Annotated in this window: 23 protein-coding genes; 11 read left to right on the top strand and 12 right to left on the bottom strand. The window is 63.6% G+C overall.

Annotated elements, in window-relative coordinates; all coding sequences use genetic code 11:
- Positions 1-61 precede the first annotated feature (61 nt).
- The 5 genes from O3301_RS04435 to alkB all read right to left on the bottom strand — a co-directional run bounded on the left by O3301_RS04435 (position 62) and on the right by alkB (position 3,248).
- Entirely contained in the window at positions 62-457 is a 396-nt protein-coding gene (locus O3301_RS04435) for a hypothetical protein (protein WP_289914518.1), read from the bottom strand.
- On the bottom strand, positions 454-1,272 hold the full coding sequence (blaOXA, locus tag O3301_RS04440) for a class D beta-lactamase (protein WP_305052188.1): 819 nt from the start codon (positions 1,270-1,272) through the stop codon (positions 454-456). Before blaOXA ends, O3301_RS04435 begins: the two co-directional genes overlap by 4 nt.
- A gap of 100 nt (positions 1,273-1,372) precedes the next feature.
- Positions 1,373-1,540, bottom strand: coding sequence for a hypothetical protein (locus O3301_RS04445; protein WP_289897666.1), 168 nt, complete (start codon positions 1,538-1,540; stop codon positions 1,373-1,375).
- 24 nt (positions 1,541-1,564) lie between these two features.
- On the bottom strand, positions 1,565-2,494 hold the full coding sequence (gene folE2, locus O3301_RS04450; protein ID WP_305055668.1) for a GTP cyclohydrolase FolE2: 930 nt from the start codon (positions 2,492-2,494) through the stop codon (positions 1,565-1,567).
- A 91-nt stretch (positions 2,495-2,585) separates the two neighbouring features.
- Positions 2,586-3,248: a DNA oxidative demethylase AlkB gene (gene alkB, locus O3301_RS04455; RefSeq protein ID WP_305055669.1), complete on the bottom strand. Its 663-nt coding sequence runs from the start codon at positions 3,246-3,248 to the stop codon at positions 2,586-2,588.
- A gap of 94 nt (positions 3,249-3,342) precedes the next feature.
- Here alkB and O3301_RS04460 point away from each other — a divergent pair, with 94 nt between their 5' ends.
- Positions 3,343-3,813, top strand: a complete 471-nt coding sequence (locus tag O3301_RS04460) for a heme-degrading domain-containing protein (RefSeq protein WP_034786432.1) — start codon at positions 3,343-3,345, stop codon at positions 3,811-3,813.
- Here O3301_RS04460 and O3301_RS04465 read toward each other — a convergent pair.
- The 3 genes from O3301_RS04465 to O3301_RS04475 are packed head-to-tail and all read right to left on the bottom strand — an operon-like array spanning position 3,810 to position 5,990.
- Positions 3,810-4,502 carry an aspartate/glutamate racemase family protein gene (locus tag O3301_RS04465; RefSeq protein WP_305055670.1) on the bottom strand — a complete coding sequence of 231 codons (693 nt, stop codon included), beginning with the start codon at positions 4,500-4,502 and terminating at the stop codon, positions 3,810-3,812. The genes O3301_RS04460 and O3301_RS04465 overlap by 4 nt on opposite strands.
- Positions 4,503-4,519: 17 nt before the next feature.
- Positions 4,520-5,287 (bottom strand): SDR family NAD(P)-dependent oxidoreductase, encoded by a 768-nt coding sequence (locus tag O3301_RS04470; RefSeq protein ID WP_251348468.1) that lies wholly within the window; start codon positions 5,285-5,287, stop codon positions 4,520-4,522.
- The gene (locus O3301_RS04475; RefSeq protein WP_289914514.1) at positions 5,262-5,990 is read right to left on the bottom strand and encodes a GntR family transcriptional regulator; all 729 of its coding nucleotides are present in this window, start codon (positions 5,988-5,990) and stop codon (positions 5,262-5,264) included. The genes O3301_RS04470 and O3301_RS04475 overlap by 26 nt, the downstream gene beginning before the upstream one ends.
- A 136-nt stretch (positions 5,991-6,126) precedes the next feature.
- Here O3301_RS04475 and O3301_RS04480 point away from each other — a divergent pair, with 136 nt between their 5' ends.
- Together O3301_RS04480 and O3301_RS04485 are read left to right on the top strand one after the other, a co-directional pair.
- A complete protein-coding gene (locus O3301_RS04480; RefSeq protein WP_289897660.1) occupies positions 6,127-6,567 on the top strand; it encodes a thioesterase family protein in 441 nt (146 codons plus the stop codon).
- 153 nt (positions 6,568-6,720) lie between these two features.
- Positions 6,721-8,085, top strand: a complete 1,365-nt coding sequence (locus O3301_RS04485) for an amino acid permease (protein WP_251348465.1) — start codon at positions 6,721-6,723, stop codon at positions 8,083-8,085.
- A 76-nt stretch (positions 8,086-8,161) separates the two neighbouring features.
- On the opposite strand, the gene O3301_RS04490 is transcribed toward O3301_RS04485, so the two are convergent.
- On the bottom strand, positions 8,162-9,775 hold the full coding sequence (locus O3301_RS04490; RefSeq protein WP_305055671.1) for a hypothetical protein: 1,614 nt from the start codon (positions 9,773-9,775) through the stop codon (positions 8,162-8,164).
- A gap of 257 nt (positions 9,776-10,032) precedes the next feature.
- Between O3301_RS04490 and O3301_RS04495 the strand changes: the two genes are divergently transcribed.
- The 3 genes from O3301_RS04495 to O3301_RS04505 are packed head-to-tail and all read left to right on the top strand — an operon-like array spanning position 10,033 to position 12,314.
- Positions 10,033-11,376, top strand: coding sequence for a bifunctional diguanylate cyclase/phosphodiesterase (locus O3301_RS04495; RefSeq protein ID WP_305055672.1), 1,344 nt, complete (start codon positions 10,033-10,035; stop codon positions 11,374-11,376).
- 49 nt (positions 11,377-11,425) lie between these two features.
- Positions 11,426-11,812 carry a hypothetical protein gene (locus O3301_RS04500; protein WP_305055673.1) on the top strand — a complete coding sequence of 129 codons (387 nt, stop codon included), beginning with the start codon at positions 11,426-11,428 and terminating at the stop codon, positions 11,810-11,812.
- Between the two features lie 58 nt (positions 11,813-11,870).
- Positions 11,871-12,314: a DUF411 domain-containing protein gene (locus tag O3301_RS04505; protein ID WP_099667723.1), complete on the top strand. Its 444-nt coding sequence runs from the start codon at positions 11,871-11,873 to the stop codon at positions 12,312-12,314.
- 99 nt (positions 12,315-12,413) lie between these two features.
- Here O3301_RS04505 and O3301_RS04510 read toward each other — a convergent pair whose 3' ends face one another.
- Both O3301_RS04510 and O3301_RS04515 read right to left on the bottom strand, forming a co-directional pair.
- On the bottom strand, positions 12,414-14,645 hold the full coding sequence (locus O3301_RS04510; protein ID WP_251348460.1) for an NADP-dependent isocitrate dehydrogenase: 2,232 nt from the start codon (positions 14,643-14,645) through the stop codon (positions 12,414-12,416).
- Between the two features lie 2 nt (positions 14,646-14,647).
- A complete protein-coding gene (locus O3301_RS04515; RefSeq protein ID WP_251348459.1) occupies positions 14,648-14,935 on the bottom strand; it encodes a hypothetical protein in 288 nt (95 codons plus the stop codon).
- A gap of 75 nt (positions 14,936-15,010) precedes the next feature.
- On the opposite strand from O3301_RS04515, the gene O3301_RS04520 reads away from it, so the two are divergent.
- Entirely contained in the window at positions 15,011-17,164 is a 2,154-nt protein-coding gene (locus tag O3301_RS04520) for a TonB-dependent siderophore receptor (protein ID WP_305055674.1), read from the top strand.
- A 293-nt stretch (positions 17,165-17,457) separates the two neighbouring features.
- Here the strand turns inward: O3301_RS04520 and O3301_RS04525 are convergent, their stop codons facing one another.
- A complete protein-coding gene (locus O3301_RS04525; RefSeq protein ID WP_143451551.1) occupies positions 17,458-17,733 on the bottom strand; it encodes a hypothetical protein in 276 nt (91 codons plus the stop codon).
- On the opposite strand from O3301_RS04525, the gene O3301_RS04530 reads away from it, so the two are divergent.
- Genes O3301_RS04530 through O3301_RS04545 form a run of 4 tightly spaced genes read left to right on the top strand, consistent with a single transcriptional unit; the run spans position 17,708 to position 24,432 of the window.
- Positions 17,708-19,015: an FAD-dependent oxidoreductase gene (locus tag O3301_RS04530; RefSeq protein ID WP_099667720.1), complete on the top strand. Its 1,308-nt coding sequence runs from the start codon at positions 17,708-17,710 to the stop codon at positions 19,013-19,015. The genes O3301_RS04525 and O3301_RS04530 overlap by 26 nt on opposite strands.
- Positions 19,012-22,023: an iminophenyl-pyruvate dimer synthase VioB gene (vioB, locus tag O3301_RS04535; RefSeq protein WP_305055675.1), complete on the top strand. Its 3,012-nt coding sequence runs from the start codon at positions 19,012-19,014 to the stop codon at positions 22,021-22,023. Before O3301_RS04530 ends, vioB begins: the two co-directional genes overlap by 4 nt.
- A 1-nt stretch (position 22,024) precedes the next feature.
- Positions 22,025-23,314, top strand: coding sequence for an NAD(P)/FAD-dependent oxidoreductase (locus tag O3301_RS04540; protein ID WP_305055676.1), 1,290 nt, complete (start codon positions 22,025-22,027; stop codon positions 23,312-23,314).
- On the top strand, positions 23,314-24,432 hold the full coding sequence (locus tag O3301_RS04545; protein ID WP_305055677.1) for a tryptophan hydroxylase: 1,119 nt from the start codon (positions 23,314-23,316) through the stop codon (positions 24,430-24,432). The genes O3301_RS04540 and O3301_RS04545 overlap by 1 nt, the downstream gene beginning before the upstream one ends.
- The last annotated feature ends 9 nt before the right edge of the window (positions 24,433-24,441 follow it).

Raw genomic sequence — 24,441 nt, forward strand, 5'->3', positions numbered from 1 at the left:
TCTGATGCCGGATGATCCGTTTCAGCAAGTATATAGGGCGGGCAACAAAGCGGGCCGGATTTTACGCCAGGCAAGCATCCAGGCGCGCCAGCGTAACGCCCACGTACGCGCCCACGCAGCGCGCATCATGCGTCGTAAACGGGTTTTCCAGCTGCAGCAAGCCGCAATCGCAGATGACGGGATCGACCTGGGTCACGACGCCCAGCGCCAGGTAGCGCCAGCCATCGAGCCGGCGCACGCCCTTTACGCAGCCGGGGTTGGCGCCGAAGATGGCGTCCCAATCGTCCAGCTCGCTGATCATGGGCCACAATTCGAGCCGGACTTGCGTGCCGGCGGCCAGTTGCCCGCCGCCGAACTCGTCCATCACGTGCAGGCGCTGGCCTTCCACCTCGATGACGGCTTCCAGGTACTCGCCGTCGGAAGCTATGAAGGTGGCGGCGACGATGCTGGCCGTCACTTCTGTGCCTGCTCCAGCAGGGCCGGCAATTCCTTCAGCATGGCGTCGCGCGTGCGCAAGCCTGCAGACTGCTGTCCCTTCTGCTCATCCTGCACCAGGCGCGCAAACACGATGCTGCGCTCGCCCTTGCTGGCCCAGCCCACGAACCAGCCGTAGCCATGCGCTTCGTCAAAGCTGCCGTCGGCCTTGCGCGGGAAGGCCGCGCCCGTCTTGCCATGCACTTGCCAGCCGCCCACGTCCGCCAGGCGGGTCAGGCGGCGCGTCTGCTCCATCGCCTGCTTGCTGACGGGCAACTGATCGTTGACCAGCTTGCGCAAAAAGCCCAGCTGTTCCAGCGGAGAGATCTTCAGCGAAGAGCTGATCCACGAGCGCTCCAGGCTATTGTCCTTGCCCGGATCGCCCGACACGTCTGCATTGCCATAGCGCAAAGCCTTCGCATATTTCTGGAAGCGCTCGGCGCCCAGCGCCTGCGTGACCTGCTGCGAATACCAGACGACGGAATACTGCATCCAGCGCGACGGATCCGTTTCCTGGCGCCACGCTTCGCCGCCCCAGTCCACATAGCCCTGGCGGTACGGCAGGGTCGGCTTGTGCTCATCCTTGAGGAAACCGGCGTCATAGCCCATCAGGCTGAGCGCGATCTTGAACGTGGAGGCGGGGGTGACGCGGTCGAGGCAATTACCCTCTTGCAGCAAGACGGTGCCCGTTTTGGCGTCCGCCATGGCGGTGCAGATGGTGGCGGCCTGGGCTTGCGAGGCGGCCAGGACGGCGCCTGTCAGGCCGAGGATGAACGGGAAAAATGCGCGATATTTCATGGGCCTCCGGGGTTGGGGGAGCAGGACAAAGCGAAATTGTACCGGCCAGCGCCGCGCGATGCCAGCGATGATCGCGCCGCCTTGACTCCCGCGCCTGACGCTAGCGCCCCGCCGGCCCGCCGGGCTGGCGTTCCCGCTTCAGGTGCTCCTCTTCCAGCTCGTCCATGCCCAGCTTTTCCTCGTCGATCAGCGCATGCTCGCGCCGTTCGCGCTCCAGTTCCTCTTCCAGGCTGTCATCGTTGACGTCCCGCTCGATTTTCTCCGGCATGTTGCCCTCCTCCACGGTGGTTGACTACCAATCTCCGGCAAGCTTGCCCGCCTGCGCCACGGCATCGTGCGGATGCAGGCTTTCCATATGCCGTACGGTAACACGCGCCTGCGCATACGGTGGCACCAATGGCGCCAGCGCCGCCTGCACGCGGCGGGCCGCATCCTCCACATACATCAGGTTAGCACCATTGAGGCGCGCGAACGCCTGCTCGTCGGCCCGTTTCACGGCCGTCTGCAGCGGTGTCGCCAGCGCCGCTTCCACCACGTCGATCAGGGGAAACAGGTCCAGTTCCGCCTGTTCCGTCAAGGGCACGGTGACCGTCGCCGTGCTGCGCTGGCTGTGCGGCGTGGCCAGGCTCGCGTGTTCCCGCAGCCATTCACGCGCAGCCGTGCCATCGATGCCACCCGCGCCGAACTGCGCCGCGAAGGCGTCGGCGAGCAATTGCCGCGCCAGCGCCGCCGAGCACGGGCAGGTCGACGAGTAGCCGACCTCCACCGTCAAGGACAAGGCAAAGCCCTGCGGCGAAACACTGGCCTGCAGGCGCACGGGATACGATTTCCAGCCGGACAGCCCCGCCGTCAGCAGCGCCGGCTGGCGCCGCAGCAGGGGGAACGCCAGCGCCAGCCTCGCCTGCGTGCTGCCGCAATCGGCGTGGCTGTCCACCATGCGCCGCAGCACGGCGGCCAGCGCACCCGCATCGAGCGGCTGCGCGGCGGCGAACGCGTCGAGCAGCAGATACAGGCGCGACATGTGGATGCCCTTCACCTGCGGGTCGGGCAAGTCGACCTGCACGTCGGCCCAGGCATGCACTTGCTGCGCCTGCCCGCCTTCCTCCAGCCACAGGGGCAAGGCGATGCCCTGCATGCCGACCCACTCGAGCGGCAAGGGGTGGCCCAGATGGGGGCCGGCCGCCACGTCGGGCAGGGGCGAGGAAATCGGATCGCGCTTCATGCTGAACACTCCATATGCAAACAAGTTGCATATCATGGAGAAAAACGGCCGCATTTGCAAGTACCTTGCATTAATGGAGCGTATTGACGGATCAGCTGGCCTTGCGAAACGTCAAATTGATGCGCTGCGCGCCCAGCAGCGCGTGTTCGCCTTCCTTCAGGGGCGCCACGCCGTGGAAGCGCAGGCGGTCGGCGCCGCCCCACACCACCACGTCGCCATGCAGCAAGGCGATGCGCGCCGCCTTGTCGGCCCGCCCGGCGCCGCCGAACAGGAAGGTGGCCGGCAGCCCCAGCGAGACGGAAACGATGGGCGCGGTGAAATCGCATTCGTCGCGGTCCTGGTGCAGGGCCATGCGCGCGCCGGGAGCATAACGGTTGACGAGGCAGGCATCTGGCGTGAAGTCCGGATAGCCGGCCGCCAGCGCCGCCTGCCGCGCCAGGCGCAGGAACACGGGCGGCATCGGTGGCCAAGGCAGGCCGCTGGCCGGATCGAGCCGCGCATACCGGTAACCGCGTCCATCCGTGACCCAGCCGAGTGGGCCGCAATTGCTCATGGCAACGGACATGCGCAAGCCGCCCGGCGTGGCCATGTGGCGCGGGGGCGCCGCCAGCACGATGGCGTCCAGCGCCGGCAGCACCTCGTCCAGATACGGCAGCGCAAAGCCGCGCAGCAGCACCGAGGCGGAAGAGCCAGGCACCAGCGGCGCCGGCCCGGCCGGGGCCTGGTCTTCATCGGCAAACAGGGACAGGTTCATGCGGCCTATTTTAGCCGCGCCACGGAAAAAGCGCGCGCGGCTGCCCCGTGGTGCGCTACAGTAGCGCTTCCAGCCACTACTACCCGCCTCCACGATGGATCATTACGCCGATTTGCTGCAAACCCTGGCACAACAGGAAGAATCCCTGCAATTCGAACGCTTCGACAACGATGCCGCGCTGGCCGTGGGCCTGTGGATCGTCGAGGAAGTGCGCAAGCGGGGCAAGGCCGTCACCGTCAACATCACGCGCAACGGTCAAATCCTGTTCCACCACGCCATGACGGGCGCCACGGCGGACCAGGCGGACTGGATACGCCGCAAGAACAATACGGTACAGCGCTTTTGCCGCAGCTCCTACTACATGGGTATCTCGTATAAAAGCCGCGGCAGCACCTTCGAAGACGTGAAATACCTCGATGACATCGAGTACGCGGGCCACGGCGGCGCCTTCCCCCTGCTGATACGCGGCGTGGGACTGGTGGGCACGGTGACCGTTTCCGGCCTGGCGCAGGCCGACGACCACGCACTGGTGGTGGCCGCGCTGCAGGCGCAGCTGGAACGCTAGGTTTCCAGCGCCCGGCGCAAGGCGGCGCGCGCCAGCAAGCGCGTGGAATCGAGCGTCGGCAGCGGCGAATTGGCGTCGCTGATGATCAGCGGGATTTCCGTGCAGCCGAGGATGACGGCGTCGCAGCCCTGCTCCCGCAAGCTGCCGATGATGGCCTGGAAGCGCGCCACGCTGTCCCCCTTGACCACGCCCGGCACCAGCTCTTCCATGATGATGCGGTTGATCTCGCTGCGTTCGTCCTCGCCGGGCCGCACGCAAGCGATGCCGCGCGCGGCCAGCCTGTCCGGATAGACGGCACTGTCGACCAGCCAGCGCGTACCCGTCAGGCCCACCCGTTGGACACCGCGCGCCGCCGCTTCGGCGGCCACGACGTCCGCGATATGCAGCCATGGCAGCGGCGAACGGGGCGCCATCAGCTCGAATGCCTGGTGGATGGTGTTGTCGGGGCAGATCAGGAAATCGGCGCCGGCCGCGGCCAGCTTGCGCGCCGACGCCAGCATCAGTTCGGCCACGCCTGCCAGGTCGCCCCCGTTCAGGCAATCCACGTAACGCGCCAGCGACGGCGTGTGCATCGATACTTCCGGGTGTTCATATGGCCCCAGCGCATGCGCGCCCCCTTCGCAAATCGTGCGGTAGCACAGGGCCGCGCCTTCGGCCGAGCAGCCGACGATGCCGATATGTTGTGTCATGCGATCTTCCTTTTCAATTAAATACGCTGCCCGCCGTCGATGGGGATTTCCGCGCCCGTGATGTACGAGGCGCGCTCGCTGCACAGGAACTCCACCAGATCCGCCACTTCGGCCGTCGTGCCCAGGCGGCGCAGGGGGATTTGCGTGTCGACGATGTGCGAAGTGCCGGGCGACAGGATGGCCGTGTCGATCTCGCCCGGCGCGATGGCGTTCACGCGCACGTTCAGCGGCGCCATGTCGTTGGCCATTTCGCGCGTCAGCGACGCCAGCGCCGCCTTCGAACTGGCGTAGGCCGAACCGGCAAACGGATGCACGCGATAGCCGGCGATCGAGCACAGATTCACGACGGAGCCGCGCGCATTCGACAATTCCTGCGCGAAGCCGCGCGTCAGCGCCAGCGGCGCAAAGAAATTCGTGTTGTACATTTCCTGCCACGTCTGCATGTCCGTCGTCAGCGAATTGACGCGCGAGCCGCCCGGCCCCTTCGGCGACACGCCCGCATTGTTGACCAGCGCGTGCAATTTGGCGTCGCCCAGCATGGGGCGCAGCGTCTCGACCATCTGCCCGATCTGGCTCAGGTCCGACAAATCCATGCACACATGCGTGTTGTGCTCCTGGCTGCGCGGGCAGCCGCCGGGAATCGGGCTGCGCGAGACGGTGATGACCCTCCAGCCCAGGCTGCGGAAGCGCTCGGCCACGGCATGGCCGATGCCGCGGCTGGCGCCCGTGACGATGGCGGTTTTCTGTTCCATGTTCTGTTCAATCTTGTGCTTGATGTGCGTCATGTTCTTCCTTGTCCTCTTCGGTTGTGCCGGCGTGGATGCGCTCCTGGCGCATCACGTAGGCCAGCATCTGCGTGCCGCCGTCGAGGATGTCCTGCTCGATGGCGCGCCGCGCGGCCCCGCTGTCGCGCTGGCGCAGCGCGCTGATGATGGCGTGGTGGTGGCCCACCCGCATGTCGGGCGAAAAGCTGGCGTAGCCGGCGGCGATCAGGGGCGCCGTCTGCATCCACAGATGGTCGACGAAACGTTTCAAGGTCGGCATGCCGGCCGCCTGCGCCAGGCCCAGGTGAAACGCCTGGTTGCATTGCAGCGCCGCGGCCAGGTCGTGCCGCGCGATGGCCTCTTCATTCGCCTGCAGCAGGCGCTCCAGGTCGGCCAGGGTGGCGGCGTCGATGCGCTGCGCCGCCTCCGCCGCGCCCAGGCCTTCCAGCTCCAGGCGCAGCGCGCGGATTTCCAGGTAGCGCGCCACGCTCAGCACGGGCACGCGGAAGTCGCGCGGCGAGCGCAGCACCAGCGCCTCTTCCTGCACCAGCTGCAGCATGGCGTCGCGCACAGGCGTGACGCTGGTGCCCAGCTGCTGCGCCAGTTCCCGGATGCGCAGCCGGTCATTCGGCTGGAAGCGCCCGGCCGCCAGCGCTTCGCGCAGCATGGCGTACACGGACTTGCCCAGATTGACGTGCAGCAGAGTATCCAATGGATGGTTCATGCGTGTTTTTGATCGCTGATAAATTATGATGCATCATACATCAATGTGAAAAACAGTGTTTTTCCACGCGTGCGCCGCAGACAGGAAGCGCCGCGAGACCGTACAATCAGCCGCCACCGTATCGAAAGGAATGCTCTTGAACTGGGATTATCCGCACGCCCACACCCTGCCCGTCACGCCAGAACCGGGCGACATCGACGGCTTGCAGCACACCAACAACGCCGTCTACGTGCGCTGGTGCGAGCATATCGCCTGGCACCATTCGGCCACCCTGGGGCTGGACCTGGACGATTACCGGCGCCTGGACCGGGCCATGGCGATACGCCGCGGCGAATACGACTATTTGCTGCCGACGCGGGCCGGCGAAGCGCTGACCCTGGCCACCTGGCTGTGCGCCAGCGATGGCCGTTCCAGCATGGAGCGGCGCTTCCAGCTGGTCCGCGACAGCGACGGCGCCACCGTCGTGCGCGGACGCTGGGACTTGATCTGCATCGAATTGAGCAGCGGCCGCGCGCGCCGCCTGCCGCCCGAGTTCCTGGCCACGTACGAACCGGCCATCGTCGCGGCCGGCGCGTAAAAGCGGACGCCTGGGCCGCCGTTTTGCGCGCCGTTCGGCGAAGATGCGGGGCTTTTCTTGCGCCTCCGCAGTGCAACATGCATTTCGCTCCTGATTTGCCCATTCATGCTTTAGAATCAGCGACCTCAGCCCCGTAAAAACAGGATAAAACATATGACGGCAGTCGGGATTACCGAACCACAAGAGCTCAAGCGCGGCCTGAAAAGCCGCCACATCCAGCTCATCGCCCTGGGCGGCGCCATCGGCACCGGCCTGTTTCTGGGCATCGCGCAAACCATCAAGATGGCCGGCCCCTCTGTCCTGCTGGGTTATGGCATCGCCGGCGTCATCGCCTTCCTGATCATGCGCCAGCTGGGCGAGATGGTGGTCGACGAACCCGTCGCCGGCTCCTTCAGCTATTTTGCCGACAAATACTGCGGCCACCTGCCCGGCTTTTTGTCGGGCTGGAATTACTGGGTGCTGTATGTGCTCGTCAGCATGGCCGAACTGACGGCCGTCGGCATCTACGTGCAGTACTGGTGGCCGGGCGTGCCCACCTGGGTGTCGGCGCTCGTCTTCTTTTGCGTGATTAACGCCATCAGCTTGTTGAATGTCAAAGCCTTCGGCGAGATGGAGTTCTGGTTTGCCCTCATCAAGGTGGTCGCCATCATCGGCATGATCGTCTTCGGCGCGTACCTGCTGGCCTCCGGCGACGCGGGCCCGCAGGCGTCGGTGGCCAACCTGTGGCAGCACGGCGGCTTCTTCCCGAATGGCTGGCAGGGACTGGTGATGGCCATGGCCGTCATCATGTTCTCGTTCGGCGGCCTGGAACTGGTCGGCATCACGGCGGCCGAGGCGGATGACCCGAGCACGACGATCCCGCGCGCCACCAACCAGGCCATCTACCGCATCCTGATCTTTTATATCGGCGCACTCGGCATCCTGCTGTCGCTGTACCCGTGGCAAAACGTCGTCACCGGCGGCAGCCCCTTCGTGCTGATCTTCCATGCGCTCGACAGCAATCTGGTGGCCACGGCCCTGAACGTGGTGGTGCTGACGGCCGCCCTGTCCGTCTACAACAGCGGCGTGTACTGCAACACGCGCATGCTGTTCGGCCTGGCCAAGCAAGGCAATGCGCCGCGCGCGCTGCTGCACCTGAACCGCCGCGGCGTGCCGCTGGTCGCCCTGGGCGTGTCGGCCCTGGCGACGGGCGCCTGCGTGGTGGTCAATTACTTCATGCCGGGCGAAGCGTTCGAAGTGCTGATGGGACTCGTGGTGTCGGCGCTGATCATCAACTGGGCCATGATCAGCTGGATCCACCTGCGCTTCCGCGCGCAGAAAAAAATCGAAGGCAAGACGACCCTGTTCCAGAGTCTGGGCTACCCGTTCACCAACTACCTGTGCCTGGCGTTCCTGGCCGGCATCCTGGTGATCATGTACCTGACGCCGGGCCTGCGCATCTCCGTCTACCTGATTCCCGTGTGGCTCGCCGCGCTGGGCGTCGGTTACTGGATCAAGCAAAGCAAGGCCAAAGCGTAAGCTGTTTGCGCCGCATCAAACAAAAAGCCCGTCTTCGCAGGAAAACGGGCTTTTTTTAATATGAGGCAAGGGGCAATTAACGGACCGCCTCCTCGGGCGGCACATCGGCTTGCCACAGGCTGATGGTCTGGCCCGCATACGACTGCAGCAGCACGTCGTCGCTCAAGGTCAGCAACGCCTGCTTGCGCTGTTCCAGCCGCGCTTCGGGCGTCATCTCCTTCTCGCCCGACTTGTATGGCCCCAGCACGGGCAGCAAGTCGCGCAGCACGGAGAAATTGCCCGGCGTGGTCTTGTCCGATTGCAGCTTGCCCAGGAAATACTTCATGACGTGTTCGGACTGGCTGCCCTCCTGCCGCAAGCTCGCCTTCACCATCTTGCCATCCTTGTAGGCCACTTGCGCCTCGCTGCTGGCCGTATCCTCGATCTGGTGGTAGGTATAGTTCTGCGATTCCGTGTTGTCCAGCAGGCGCAGCGGCACGCCGGGGACGAGCGTCTGGTGGTAGCTGGCGCTCAGCTTCGATTGCTGCTGCTGCCTGATCGACCGCTCGTCCTGGCGGGGGCCGGCCTGTTCCGTCTTTTGCGACACTTCATAGTTGAAGCCATCCTTTTCCGCGCTGCGCATGGGATTGCTGAATTTCACGGTCTGCGACACGGAGGCGCTGAAATCGGCCAGCCCCGTCAAGATGGACTTGTCCTCGGCCGCCAGGCGCCACTTGCCCGTCTCGGGATTGTCCGTGGCCACTTGCGGCGCGGCGGTATTGCTGTGCAAGGCAGTGAAGCTATCCTTGAGCATGGCCACCAGGCCCGCGTCGCCATGGCCGCGCGACGCCGCCTGGTCGAATTGCTTCATATAGCTGCCCAGCGCCTTGGCTTGCCGCTCGGGGCTGCCCAGGGTATTGAGCGCGCTGGTATCGACCTTCAGGTCCAGGCTGCCGGCCTCGCCGCTGAAGCTGACCTTGCGCTGCGCGCCATCGGCCTGGAAATCCAGGGTTTGGGTACTTTCCGTTTCGCCGCGCACCTTGACTTCCGCATGCAGCTTCACCGACTCGAGCACTTGCTGGTCGAACTGCATCAAACCTTCCAGCTTGATTTTCGGCGTGCTTTGTCCCAAGCCGTCGATGGCTTCCTGGAAACCTTTTGCCAGCTCGCCCAGGGCGCTCGCTTCAGCGTCGCTGAGGTCGCCGCTGGTCGTCATGTTCACGGCCAGGCCGTCGCCCTGGCTGTCGAGCGACAGCTTGACTTCCACGCCGCTCTTCGTCGTGATGCTGAGGGAAACCCGGTCTTCGCCATTGCCATGCAGGCTGCCGGGCGCGATGCCGGACGCAGCATAGATGTTCGGCGTGGTGCTCGGCGGCGGCTGCCGCATCGCCTGCGAGAAATTGTAGTTTCCCAGCTTGGCTTGTCCCAGCATGGCCGCGCCCAGGCCGCTGAAGCGGCCGCCAAACGCATACGAAGAAAAACTCTTCGTCATCGCCTCGCTCACCTTGTCGCGCGTCGCGCTTTCCCACACCATCGGTGGTTTGACGAGCGCCGCCGGCTTGCCGTCGTTCACGCTTTCCGGGCTGAGAGCAACGATGGACGATGGCGTCGATACGGGCGACGGCGCTGCCGCCTCCGCGCGGTTCGACGTGGCGGCGGCAGCCCGCGACGGGGCGCTGTTCCAGCTGGACAGTGGAGAAATGGAGGTCATGGCGCTGTCACCTTGCAAATGAAGAGAAGATGCATCATAAAAGTTCGATATGGTTAAGTATTTTGCAATTACCTGGCGCCAGGCAAACCTTGCGTCACGTTATCTGGCGTGATGGCAAGTACTGCATGGCAATACTGCATTAACGGCAAGAAACGGAAAAGCATGAGCGTCGGGGAAATGAAACATTTTCATGCCGCCGACCTCGCCTACCCCCAACAAGTTGAATCACAGCCGGGAATGTCCATTAAAATGCCACCATGGAACACAAGATTCTGCGCGCGCCGCTGGCCAGCTTTACCGACTTGTTGCTCGATGCCGTGTGCATGGTCGACGTGGAGGGGCGCTTCGTTTTCGTCAGCGCCGCCTGCGAACGCATCTTCGGCTATACGCAGCAGGAAATGGTCGGCAAGCTCATGCTCGACATGGTCGCCCCGGCCGACCGCGCGCGCACCCTGGCGGCCGCGCGCGCCATCATGGATGGCCATGCGCAGACGCACTTCGAGAACCGCTACCTGCGCAAGGATGGCAGCCTGGCGCACATCATGTGGTCCGCCCGCTGGTCCGCCGCCGACCAGCTGCGCGTGGCCGTGGCGCGCGACGTCACCCTGCTGAAACAGGCGCAGGCAAAGCAGGCCGCGCTGTACGCCATTTCCGAAGCCATGCAGGCGACGCAAGACTTATCCGCCTTGCTGCACCGCATCCAGCACATCATCGGCGAACACTTGCCCACGCGCAGCCTGACCTTGCTGCTGCATGACGAACACGGCGCCCAGCCTCCCATGACTTCGCATGCCGACGACAGCGCGCCGCAGCCCACGTCATCGCTGGCCAGCCTGCTGTGCGACGAAGTCCTGCGCAGCGGCCGCCCCCTGCTGCTGCAGGCGGGACAACTGGCCGGCCTGCCGGCCGCGCTGCAAACGGCAGCCAGCGCCCTGTCCTCGTGCTGGCTGGCCGTGCCGCTGTATTCTTCCCTGGGCAGCATCGGCGCGCTGGCCTTGCAAGGCGGCCAGGATGCCGTCATCGGCACGGAGCAGGACCAGGATTTGCTGCAATTTGTCGCCAAGCAACTTGCCACCGCCATCGAACGCCGGCAGTTGCAGACGCAGATGCAATTCATGGCCATGCACGACGAACTGACCCGCCTGCCGAACCGCCGCCTGTTCCACGACCGCCTGCACACGGCCTTCGCGCGCGCGCACCGCCAGGAAGGCCGGCTATCGCTGCTGTTCCTCGACCTCGACAACTTCAAGCGGGTCAACGACGACCACGGCCATGCCTGCGGCGACCTGCTGCTGCAAACGGTGGCGAGCCGCCTGCGCGATTGCATGCGCGAAACCGACACCCTGGCCAGGATGGGCGGCGATGAATTCGTCGTGCTTTTGGAAAGCAATGCCGCGCCGGCCGACGTCAGCCTGATCGAGCAAAAGATCCACGCGGCCCTGGCTGCGCCGCTGCACCTGGGCAACGGACAGCATTTGCAGATCGCCGTCAGCATCGGCGTGGCCCACTATCCGGAAGACGGCGATACCATGCAACTGCTGCTGCGCCATGCGGACCGGGCCATGTACGCGTCGAAAATGCTGGCCGTCGCCTCGCGCTAGCGGACGCCCGCTCCTGGCGGCAGTTGCCCCTATGCTATACTTTCCGGCGATGCTAAGACTCTTCAAAACATGGCTGATCCTGCTGCTGATCGCGGCGGTGCCGCTGCAAGCGGCCGCTGCGGGCGCCACGCGGCTATGCGCGCCGCTCGCTGACGAGCCTGCCGTCGCGATGACAGCGGCTTGCCAGCATCACGCTGCGCGCTCATCGGCCGTCGCGGACAGCGCCGGCACGCCGGAAGACAACAAGACCACAGCCAAACACCCCGCGTGCGGCGCCTGCGCCAGCTTTTGCCTGGGCGCGCTGATGCCGCCTGGCCTCGCCCTGCCTGCCGCCGCCTGCAGCGGCGCGCAACAAGTCACCATCGCTACGGCCACCTTGCTGACGGGATTCATTCCCGACGGCCCGCGCCGGCCGCCGCGGCTGCTTTCCGCCTAGATTCCAAGCAAGCCACTAAGGTGGCCACGATAGCCCTATTTCGTCTGAAAGCAACACCATGATCAAACATTTCTTATTGCGCGGCGCCTTCGCCGCCATGCTGGGCCTGCCCACGTTCGCCATGGCGGCCCTGCCCGTCATCGAAGTCTACAAGAGCGCCTCGTGCGGCTGCTGTGCCGACTGGATCAAGCACCTGGAAGCGAACGGTTTTACGGTCCGCGCGAAAAATGTCGAGATGCCGGCGCAATACCGCAAGCTGGCCGGCATTCCCGACGCGCTCGGCTCCTGCCACACGGGCCTCGTCAACGGCTACGCCATCGAAGGCCATGTGCCGGCCAGCGAGATCAAGCAGTTGCTGCGCGACAAACCCAAGGCGAAAGGCCTGGCCGTGCCGGCAATGCCGATGGGCTCGCCAGGCATGGAAGGACCGCGCAAGGATGCGTATGACGTCTTGCTGGTCAAGAACAATGGCAGCACCGAGGTCTACAAGCATTACAAGTAAAAAAACCTGCACGGAAATGAAAAACGCCGCCGGAATCGCTTCCGGCGGCGTTTTTTTTATCAGGCAGCAGTCAAGAACTTACTGCCTGTCAAGACTGCATCAGATGCTGTCCAGCACCGCATTCAGGCTGGCGCTAGGGCGCATGACGGCTTCCGTCTTCGCCGGATCTGGCAGGTAGTAGCCGCCGATATCCGTTTCCTTGCCTTGTACTGCTTTCAGCTCGGCAACGATCTTTTCTTCGTTGTCGGCCAGGGCCTTGGCCACCGGCGCAAAATGCGCCGCCAGTTCCGCATCGTCCTTCTGCGCAGCCAGGGCTTGCGCCCAGTACATGGCCAGGTAGAAATGGCTGCCGCGGTTGTCCAGCTCGCCGGTACGTGGCGATGGCGACTTGTTGTTGTCCAGCAGCTTGCCGGTGGCTTCATCCAGGGTTTTCGCGAGGATTTTGGCCTTCGCATTGCCCGTCTTGATGCCCATGTCTTCCAGCGACACGGCCAGGGCCAGGAACTCGCCCAGCGAATCCCAGCGCAAATGGTTTTCTTCCACCAGCTGCTTGACGTGTTTCGGTGCCGAACCGCCGGCGCCCGTTTCATACATGCCGCCACCGGCCATCAATGGCACGATCGACAACATCTTGGCGGACGTGCCCAGTTCCAGGATCGGGAACAAATCGGTCAGGTAATCGCGCAGGATGTTGCCGGTCACCGAGATGGTGTCCAGGCCGCGGAAGGCGCGTTCCAGGGTGTAACGCATGGCGCGCGTTTGCGACATGATCTGGATGTCCAGACCCTTGGTGTCATGCTCCTTCAGGTAAACCTGGACCTTCTTGATGACTTCGTTCTCGTGCGGACGGTAGGAATCGAGCCAGAACACGGCAGGCATGCCCGAGTTGCGCGCGCGCGTGACGGCCAGCTTGACCCAGTCGCGGATCGGTGCGTCCTTGACCTGGCACATGCGCCAGATATCGCCCTCTTCCACCGTTTGCGTCAGCAGCACTTCGCCTGTTTCCAGGTCGGTGATGTTGGCGATGCCGCCTTCCGGCACTTCAAACGTCTTGTCGTGCGAACCGTATTCTTCCGCTTGCTGCGCCATCAGGCCCACGTTCGGCACGGTGCCCATGGTCTTCGGATCGAAGTTGCCATGCCATTTGCAGAAGCCGATCATTTCCTGGTAGATACGCGCGAAAGTCGATTCCGGCATGACGGCCTTGACGTCCTTCGGACGGCCATCGGCGCCCCACATCTTGCCGCCGATACGGATCATGGCTGGCATCGACGCGTCGACGATGATGTCGTTCGGCGAATGGAAGTTGGTGATGCCCTTGGCCGAATCGACCATGGCCAATTCCGGACGGTTGGCGTGGCAAGCGTGCAAATCTTTCAGCACTTCATCTTTTTGCGACGCTGGCAGGGTTTCGATCTTGTCGTACAGGTTGCTCATGCCATTGTTGACATTCACGCCCAGCTTGTCGAACAGCGCGGCGTGCTTGGCGAACGCGTCCTTGTAGAAGATGCGCACGCAGTGACCGAAAACGATCGGGTGCGAAACCTTCATCATGGTCGCCTTGACGTGCAGCGAGAACATCACGCCCGTCTTGAAGGCATCGTCGATTTCCTTCTCGTAAAACTCCAGCAGCGCTTTCTTGCTCATGAACATGCTGTCGATGATTTCGCCCGCTTGCAGGGAAACCTTCGGTTTCAGCACGATGGTCTTGCCCGAGGCCGTGACCAGTTCCATCTTGACGTCGCGCGCCTTTTCCAGCGTCAGCGATTTTTCGCCGTGGTAGAAGTCGCCATGGTGCATGTGCGACACGTGCGTTTGCGACGACTGGCTCCACTCACCCATCGAATGCGGGTGCTTGCGTGCGTACTCTTTGACGGCCTTCGGTGCGCGGCGGTCGGAATTGCCTTCACGCAAGACCGGGTTGACCGAGCTGCCGATGCACTTGCCGTAGCGGGCTTTCAGGGCTTTTTCTTCGTCCGTCTTCGCATCTTCCGGGTAATCCGGCAGCTTGTAGCCGCGGCCTTGCAATTCGCGCACGCAGGCGATCAGCTGGCCTTGCGAGGCGCTGATGTTCGGCAATTTGATGATGTTGGTGTCCGGATTCTGGGTCAATTTTCCCAGTTCAGCCAGGGTGTTCGGGACTTTTTGCGCGTCCGTCAGGAATTCGGGAAATTCAGCCAGTACACGGGCCGCCACCGAAATATCGCTGGCGACCACGTCCACGCCAGCCGGCGCGGTGAATTTTTTGATAATTGGCAGCAGGGAATACGTCGCGAGCAGCGGCGCCTCGTCAGTCAGCGTGTAGATGATTTTGGATTTTTGTGTTGCCATGTTCATTCCCTTGTATGCGGTGATGCCTGGTGGTTAACTTTCTTCATTCCAAACACAGGACGGTTAGCCTTGCTTTGGACGGCTAGTGTGCCGGCGGTGACGCCGTGCTTGCCCACCACGTATTTTAGACTGTCCTGCCGCTGTTTGTGTATCAGATGGCGACGAATCTTATATAAGACAGCAAATATCCGGATCTGAAGGCCCAGGATGGTCATTTTCCGCGCTGAAATGCCCTCCAGGCATGCGCGCGGCATGTATGCGGCCGTGGCGGCAATGAATATATTAATCATTATAAATCGTAATGATTCTCATTTATAATATCCTATGTGCAATTCCTCCCTATCAACTTTATACGCTTGCCCCTGATGCCCATTCCACATTCCCGACTCGCCCACCCCCACCTCACCACCCGATTGATCCTCGCCGGCCTGCTCGTCGCCAGCGTGACGCCGCAGGCGATCGCCCAGGCGACGGCCGATGCATCCGCCCCGCTCGCCACCGTGCTGGTCAACGGACAAGCCGAAGCGGACGCCGGCGGACAGATCGCCAAGAGCGCGCGCGCCGGCATGCTGGGCGAAAAAGACTTGCTCGATACGCCGTTCAGCGTCAACAGCTACACCAGCCAGCGCATGCTGGACCAGCAGGCGCTGACCCTGGCCGAGGTGCTGGGCGGCGACCCGTCCACGCGCTTCACGGGCCAGATCGGCGGCGTCACGGATTCCTTCTTCATCCGCGGCTTTCCCCTCAACGAGGGCAATCTGAGCGAAGTGGCATTCGACGGCGTGTATGGCGTCTCGCCCAACTACCATTTATTTACGGAGTATCTGCAGAGCGTGGAAGTGCTCAAGGGACCGGCCGCCTTGCTGTACGGCATGTCGCCGAACGGCGGCGTGGGTGGCGTCGTCAACGCCGTGCCGAAACGTTCCTTGCCGCGCGACCTGACGCGCCTGACCGTCGATTACGGCGCGGGCTCGCAGGCTGGCGCGGCCATCGACGTCAGCCGCCGCTTCGGCGAGGAACGGCGTTTCGGCATCCGCTTCAATGGCTTGCACCGCCAGGGCCACACGCCGCTCGACCACCAGACGTCGCGCGCGGAAGTGGCGGCCATCGCCCTCGATTACCAGGGCCAGCGCCTGCGCGCCTCGCTCGACGTGATCGAGCAATACCAGTGGATCGACGCACCCACGCGCCCCTTCCTCGTGGCCGCCCGCCTGCCCGTGCCGGCAGCGCCCGACGGCCGCCGCAACATCGCCCAATCCTGGGGCTGGTGGAAGTCCAACGACCTGGCCACCCTGGGCAAGGTCGAATATGACCTGAACGACAACGTCACCGTGTTTGCCGACGTGGGCGGCACGCGCTCCGACGTGTCGCGCTATTCGGACCAGACGCCGACCATCACCAGCGCGGCCGGCGACATGACGGTCACGCCCATGAACTGGAAATTCCGCGTGCGGCGCGCCAGTGCGGACACGGGCGTGCGCGCGCGCTTTCGCACGGGCGGCGTCGAGCATGCGCTGGTCGTGATGGGCAATGTCTACCAGGACGAATTTGGCAGCGTGAGCAATTCCGGCAAGCTCATCACCTCGAATATCTACCACCCTGTCGCCGTGGCCGACCCCGGCATCGCCGCCCCGGCCCGCGCGCCGAAGCTGTCCGCCTCCACCCTGTCCAGCCTGGCCGTGGCCGACACCCTGGACATGCTGGACCAGCGCGTGCAACTGACCCTGGGCGTGCGCCGCCAGCTGGTCGAAGCGAAAAACTACCATGCGACGACGGGCGCGCTGACCACGCACTACAAGCAGGGCGCCCTGACGCCGCTGGCCGGCATCGTCGTCAAGCCATTGCGCCACGTGTCGCTGTACGCAAACTATATCGAGGGCTTGAGCAAGGGCGATATCGCACCGAACATCGCCGACAACGCGGGCCAGGTCTTCGCGCCCTACAAGAGCAAGCAGTATGAAGTGGGCACCAAGGCCGATTTCGGCGTGGTGCTGGCGACCCTGGCCGTGTTCCAGGTGACGAAACCCAGCGGCCAGCTGTATGGCAAGGTCTACAGCATGGACAGCGAGCAGCGCAACCGGGGCCTGGAACTGAACCTGTCGGGCGCCGCCAGCAAGGCCGTGCGCCTGCTGGCCGGCATCACCTTGCTCGACGGGCGCCTGGTGAAGACCAACAACGCCGCCACCATGGGCAAGCGCCCCGTGGGCGTGCCCACGTCCATGGCCAACCTGGGCGGCGAATGGGATGTGCCGTACTGGCCCGGCCTGACGGCCACGGGCGCCGTCAGCTACACCGGCAAGCAGTTTGTCGACCAGACGAATGTGCAGTCGGTGCCGTCATGGACCAAGGTGGACCTGGGCTTGCGCTACCGCACGGCCATCGCCGGCAAGGCGACGACCTTGCGCGGCGGGCTGATGAACGCGTTCGACCGCCATTACTGGGCCGGCGTGGCTTCGTATGGCACCGTCTCGCAATCGGCGCCCCGCAGCGTGCAACTGTCGGCCGCCGTGGATTTCTGACGGGCGCCGGCATCCGGCATCGCCCGGCTGGCGCATGCACTGCGCGCCAGCCGCAAAGTCAGAAACAATAAATATAGCAATAAGCAGACCAAGCCACCGCCGATGGCGCCAGGACCCACCGCTGGTCCCGCCGCCATCGGCAAACGGCGACACTCCCCCAGCGGCTCGATACGCCGCCCCGCACTACATTCCATACCTCCCTGCCACCGCCCGGCGCACTGCCGCCTGCCATCCCGCCTGCCTCGCTGCGTCGACAAGGACGCAACACCGAACGACAACTACATTGATATTTATCAAATTGACTGCCCGATGCCTGGGCTACTGTCGGTGCCATCTTTGATTTGAAACAGAAACTCTGCAGCCAAGAATCGACCATTCCAGAAACAACGCCAGTTCTCGCCAGGCTCTTCATTCCCCAGCCGATAACGCTCGCCAAGTGCGGTAACACCCAGCGTCCCACCTCCCTTGCCTATACGTGCAGGGGAAACTTTTGCTAGCGATTTTGCAGCTTTTTGATTAATGAACGTTAAAAAGGAATTTCGTATGAGCACGTATTCTGACATTTGCATCGTAGGCGCCGGCATAGGCGGCTTGACTTGCGCCAACCGCCTGATCGACACCGCCGCCAGCAGGAAGCTGCGCATCCGGGTCTTCGACCTGAATGCCACCGTCGGCGGCCGCATCCAGTCGCGGAAAATAGATGGCGAAGAAATCGCCGAACTCGGCGCCGCCCGCTACTCGCCGCAGCTGCATCCGCATTTCCAGCAGCTGATGCAGGGCAGCGGACTGCCGCATGCCGTCTACCCGTTCACCGAGGTCATCTCCCACGACAGCGTGCTGGAAGAGCTGAAGGCAACGCTGCATGGCCTGAGCCCGATGCTCAAGGAGCATCCGAACGACTCCTTCCTCGAATTCTTCAGCCATTACCTGGGCGCCGCCAAGGCCACCCACATCATCAAGGCGACCGGCTATGACGCCCTGCTGCTGCCGATGGTGTCGGCGGCCATGGCCTACGACATCATCAAGAAACACCCGGAAACGCAGCACTTTACGGAAAACGCCGCCAACCAGTGGCGCTATGCCACCGACGGCTACCACGCGTTGCTGTGCCAACTGCAGTACCAGGCCCAGGCCGCCGGGGTGGAATTCCGCCTGGAACACCGCTTGCTGTCCGTCGAAAAATCCGGCGCCGACCATGTGCTCGCCTTCAGCCACCAGGGCGACACGCAGATGCACCGCACGCGCCACCTGGTGATGGCCATCCCGCCGTCCGCCATGCCGCGCCTGAACCTGGATTTCCCGAACGCCTGGAGCCCGTTCCAGTACGACTCGCTGCCCCTGTTCAAGGGCTTCCTCACGTTCGACACGGCCTGGTGGGAAGCGCTGGGGCTGACCGACAAGGTGCTGATGGCGGCCAATCCCCTGCGCAAGGTCTACTTCAAGAGCGACAAGTATGTGCTGTTCTACACCGACAGCAAGAGCGCCACCTACTGGCGGGACAGCCTGGAACTCGGTGAAGACGTGTACCTGGAGCGCGTCCGCCGCCACCTGGAAGACGTCCTGCCGCTCGATGGCCAGCCGCTGCCGCCCATCAAGGCGCACTTCCACAAGTTCTGGCCGCATGGCGTCGAGTTTTGCGTGGAACCGGAAGCCGAGCACCCGGCCGTCCTGCTGCACCGGGACGGCATCATCTCTTGCTCGGATGCCTATACCGCGCATTGCGGCTGGATGGAAGGCAGCTTGATCAGCGCCCAGCACGCCAGCGGCCTGTTGCTGCAGCGGCTAGATCAACGGGAAGACGTCGCCGCCGCCAACGATACCTTCATCACTTCCTCGACCGAGCGCGCATGAGCCTACTTGACTTCCCCCGTCTGCATTTTCGGGGTTTTGCCCGCGCCAATGTGCCGACGGGGAATCGCAATACGCACGGCAACATCGATATCGCCACGAACACGGTATCGATGGCGGGCGAGCCTGTCGACCTGAGCCGGCCGCCGGCTGAATTCCATGCGCACCTGAAACAGCTTACCCCCCGCTTCAACGCCAAGGGCAAGCCCGATCCGGACGGCATCTTCAGCCAGGCGGCAGGCCACAATTTTTGCGGGAATAATCATTTTTCGTGGGAAAACGCGAGGATCACGGGCGTCCAGCTGCGCGATGGCGAGATCGATACGCAAGACCCGCTGGTGGGCGCCAAGCTGGGCCTGTGGGGCCACTACAACGAGTACCTGCGCACGACCTTCAACCGCGCCAGGTGGATCGACAACAACCCGGCCCAGCCGGACACCACGCTGATCTACGCCGGCCAGTTCACCTTGAGCGACAAGCTGGCCACACCCAACACACCCACGCTGTTTACGGCCGACATCGCGCAGGCGCACTCGGTGCGCTGGCTCGGCAGCGGCCATATCACGGAACGCAGCGGGCATTTCCTGGACGAGGAAATCGGCCGCTCCAGGCTGTTCCAGTTCTCCGTGTCCAAGCAAGACCCGCATTTCCTGTTCAATGCGGAGCTGCCGTTGCCGGCCAGTATGCATGTCTTGCAGCAAGCTTTGGCCGACGACGAGGTGCTGGGCCTGACGGTGCAGTATTGCCTGTTCAATATGTCGACGCCGCAAAAACCGGACTCGCCCGTGTTCTACGACCTAGCCGGCAGCATCGGCCTGTGGCGGCGCGACGAGCTGGCCACCTATCCGGCCGGCCGCCTGCTGCAGCCGCGCCAGGCCAGCCTGGGACCGGTGCTGGTGAAACTGCATGCGGACCGCGTCTCGTTCAACATGCCGACCGCCATCCCCTTCACCACGCGCGACGCGGACGCCGTCTCGGAACAGCATCCCACGCATGCCCTGGGCGGCAAGCAGGCGCTCGGCGACCTGCTGCTGCAGGATGACTCCGGCACCTTGCTGGCGCGGATTCCCGAGCAGTTGTACCGCGACCACTGGCGCCATCACGGCGTCTTCGACGTGCCGCTGCAACATGCCCCCGCCGCAGGTTCGCTCAGCCTGGGCAGCGCGCAGGCGCAGTGGGACGAGGCCGACTGGGTATCGCAATCGGACAGCAACCAGCTGTACCTGGAAGCGCCGAACCGCAACAAGCACGAGCAATTTCCGCAGGCCATCACCGTGCAAAGCCGCTTCCGCGGCGAGCTGGCGGCGCCCCCGTCCCTGGCGCAGGCGGAAGACGGCGCGCTGCTGACCGTGGAGCAGCAGCCGTCGCCGCTCGGGCACGGCTACACGGCGCTGACCCTGACGGGGCGCCAGCCGGGCGCGACCCGCATCGTGCTGGGGACGGGCAAACACAAACAATACCTCGGCGTGCGGGTGCTGCCCGACGACTGGCATCTGGATGACGTACCGGCAGAGCAGGTCGACTACGCCTTCCTCTACCGGCATGTGATGAGTTACTACGAGCTCGTATATCCCTTCATGTCGGACAAGGTCTTCAGCCTGGCGGACCAGTGCAAGTGCGAAACGTATGCGCGCCTGATGTGGCAGATGTGCGATCCGCAAAACCGCGACAAGAGCTACTACATGCCCAGCACGCGCGAACTGTCGCTGCCAAAATCGCGCCTGTTCCTGAAATACCTGACGCAGGTCGAGGCCAAGGCCAAGGCGGCGCTGCCGGCACCGGCCACGCCGCACGCCATCGGCAGCAAGGCGGAACTGATCGGCGAGCTGAAAAAGGCCATCGACCTGGAACTGTCGCTCATGCTGCAATACCTGTATGCCGCGTATTCCATTCCCAATTATGCGCAGGGGGCGGCGCTGGTGCAGGCGGGCCGCTGGCTGCCGGCCGAGCTGGAGCTGGCCTGCGGCGCCGAAGACCGGCGGCGCAACAGCGGCACGCGCGGCATGTTGCTGGAAATCGCCCACGAAGAAATGATTCACTATTTATTGGTCAACAATGTGCTGATGGCGCTCGGCGAACCGTTCCATAGAGGCGCCCCGGTGCTGGGCCAGCAGGCGCGCCAGCGTTTCGGCCTGGACACGGAATTTGCATTCGAGCCATTTTCCGAACACGTACTGGCCCGTTTCGTGCGTTTCGAATGGCCCGACTACATTCCCACGCCGGGCAAATCGATTGCCACTTTCTATATCGCGATCCGCCAGGCCTTGGCCGAGCTGCCCGGCCTGTTCGAGAGCGGCGGCGGCAAGCGCGGCGGCGAACACCATTTGTTCCTGAAAGAACTGACCAACCGCGCCTATCCTGGCTACCAGCTGGAAGTGTCCGACCGCGACAGCGCGCTGTTCGCCATCGACTTCGTCACCGAGCAGGGCGAAGGCGTGGCCGTCGATTCGCCGCATTTCGCCTCGTCGCACTTCCAGCGGCTGCGCACCGTCGCCGGCAAGTTCTCCGCCTGCGGCAAGCCGTTCGAGCCGGCGCTGCCGGCGCTGAAGAATCCGGTGCTGGAAGCGCGGGCGGACTGCACGGTAGTGACGGATCAAACGGCGCGGGCGCTGATGCAGCTGTATCAAGGCTGCTACGAACTGACCTTCCTGCTGATGGCCCACCATTTCGCGCAGCGGCCGCTGGGCAGCCTGCGCCGCTCGCGCCTGATGAACGCCTCCATCGACCTCATGACCGGCCTGTTGCGCCCCCTGTCGGCGGCCCTGATGACCATGCCATCGGGCGTGCCCGGCCGCCACGCGGGACCGCCCGTGCCCGAACCGGTCAGCAGCCAGGTCAGCAGCGACTACAGCCTGGGCTGCGACATGCTGGCGCAGAAGTGCCTGGCGCTGGCGCAGTACGCGCGCAGCCTGGAGAGCGATGTCATCGGCATGGCGCCGATAGAAATGTTGGAGTTTTTTAATCAGCAACTTACCGATTTATCTCGGGGAAAGATGTCAAGAGAGGCCTGAAATGCATAAAATCATTATCGTCGGCGGAGGCCTGGCAGGTAGCCTCAGCGCCATTTATCTGGCGCAACGGGGGCACGATGTCCACGTTATCGAAAAACGCGGCGATCCGCTGCTGGAGAATGCCGCCAACGCCGACCCGGTCAACTCGCGCGCCATCGGCGTGAGCATGACGGTGCGCGGCATCAAGGCCGTCCTGGGAGCTGGCATCAGCAAACAGGAGCTCGACCAGTGCGGCGAACCCATCGTCGGCATGGCATTCAGCGTGGGCGGCCGGCACCGGATACGCGAGCTGACCCCGCTCGAAGGCCTGTTTCCCCTGTCGCTGGACCGCACGGCCTTCCAGCGTCTGCTGAACCGGCATGCCGTCAAGCACGAGGTGAAGTATTACTTTGAGCATAAATGCCTGGATGTCGATCTGGAAAGAAAGATCGTGCTGGTCCAGGGCCCGGACGGCGCCGTGCAGCAGCTGTATGGCGACCTGGTCATTGGCGCCGACGGCGCCCACTCGGCCGTACGGCGCGCCATGCAAAGCGGCATGCGCCGTTTCGAGTTCAAGCAGAGCTATTTCCGCCACGGCTACAAGACTCTCGTGTTGCCTGACGCGGCAGATCTCGGTTTCCGCAAGGATTTGCTGTATTTTTTCGGCATGGATTCCAAGGGCCTGTTTGCCGGCCGCGCCGCCACCATCCCGGACGGCAGCATCAGCTTTGCCCTGTGCCTGCCCTACACCGGCACGCCCAGCCTGGGCACGCTCAACCGCGAAGCCATGGCCGACTTCTTCAACCGCTACTTCGGCAGCCTGCCGCCTGAGCGCCGCAAGGAGATGCTCGACCAGTTCATGGCGCTGCCCAGCAACGACCTCATCAATGTCCGCTCCAGCACCTTCCACTACAAGGCCAATATCCTGCTGATCGGCGATGCGGCGCATGCCACCGCCCCGTTCCTTGGACAAGGCATGAACATGGCGCTGGAAGACGTCCACGTCTTCGTTTCCTTGCTGGAAAAGCACGGCAATGCGCTGGGCCCTGCCCTGTCCGAGTTCACGCAGCAGCGCAAGGTGCAGGCGGACGCCATGCAGGACATGGCGATCGCCAACTATGAGGCGCTGAGCAATCCGAATCTGATTTTCTTCCTGCAGACGCGCTACACGCGCTACATGCACAAGAAATTCCCCCGTGTTTATCCGCCGGACATGGCGGAGAAACTGTACTTCACATCGGTTCCCTACGATGAATTGCAGCAAATCCAGAAGAAACAAAACGTTTGGTACAAACTTGGAAGGGTAAATTAATGAACATTCTCGTCATCGGCGCAGGCCCCGCAGGCCTGCTCTTCGCCAGCCAGATGAAACAGGCCCAGCCCGGCTGGAATATCAGCATTACGGAAAAAAATACCCCGGAGGAAGTGCTGGGCTGGGGCGTGGTGCTGCCGGGACGGCCGCCGCGGCATCCGGCCAATCCACTCTCTTACCTGGAGCAGCCGGAACGGCTCAATCCGCAGTTCCTGGAAGAATTCAAGCTCGTGCATCACGACCAGCCCAACCTGATGAGCACGGGTGTTACCCTGTGCGGCGTCGGACGCCAGGCCCTGGTGCAAGCCCTGCGCGCCAAGTGCGTGGCGGCCGGCATCGCCATCCGCTACGAAACGCCGCCAGACGACAAGGCGCAGCTGGAAGCCGAGTACGACCTGGTGGTGGTCTCGAATGGCGTCAATTACAAATCGCTGGACTTGCCGCCAGCCTTGGCGCCGCACATCGATTTCGGCCACAACAAATACATCTGGTACGGCACCACCCAGCTGTTCGACCAGATGAACCTGGTATTCCGCAGCAATGAACAAGGCATTTTCATCGGCCATGCCTACAAATATTCGGACACGATGAGCACCTTCATCGTCGAATGCAGCGAAGAAACGTATGCCAAGGCCGGGCTGGAAGCGCTTTCCGAGCGCGATGCCGCCGCATATATCGCCAGGACGTTCAAAGCCGAACTTGGGGAACACGGACTGCAGAGCCAACCAGGCCAGGGCTGGCGCAATTTCATGACTCTCAGCCGTGACCGGGCCTGCGACGGCAAGTTCGTCCTGCTGGGCGATGCGCTGCAATCGGGGCATTTTTCCATCGGCCACGGCACCACCATGGCGGTGGTGGCAGCCCTGCTGCTGGTGAAAATCCTCGATACCGAAGCCAGCACGGCCGCCGCCCTGGACAGTTTCAATGCCCGCGCCGTGCCCCTGATGCAATTGTTCAAGGAGCACGCCAACAGCAGCCGCCTGTGGTTTGAAAGCGTGGGCGAGCGTATCGGACTGAGCAATGCAGAGCTGACCGCCAGCTTCGACGCCCGCCGCAAGGACTTGCCTTCGCTACAAGAAGCGCTGATGGCCAGCCTTGGCTACGCGCTGGGCCGCTAGGGAGCTGCC

The sequence above is a fragment of the Janthinobacterium sp. SUN211 genome (assembly GCF_030587315.1).
GTDB lineage: Bacteria > Pseudomonadota > Gammaproteobacteria > Burkholderiales > Burkholderiaceae_D > Janthinobacterium > Janthinobacterium kumbetense.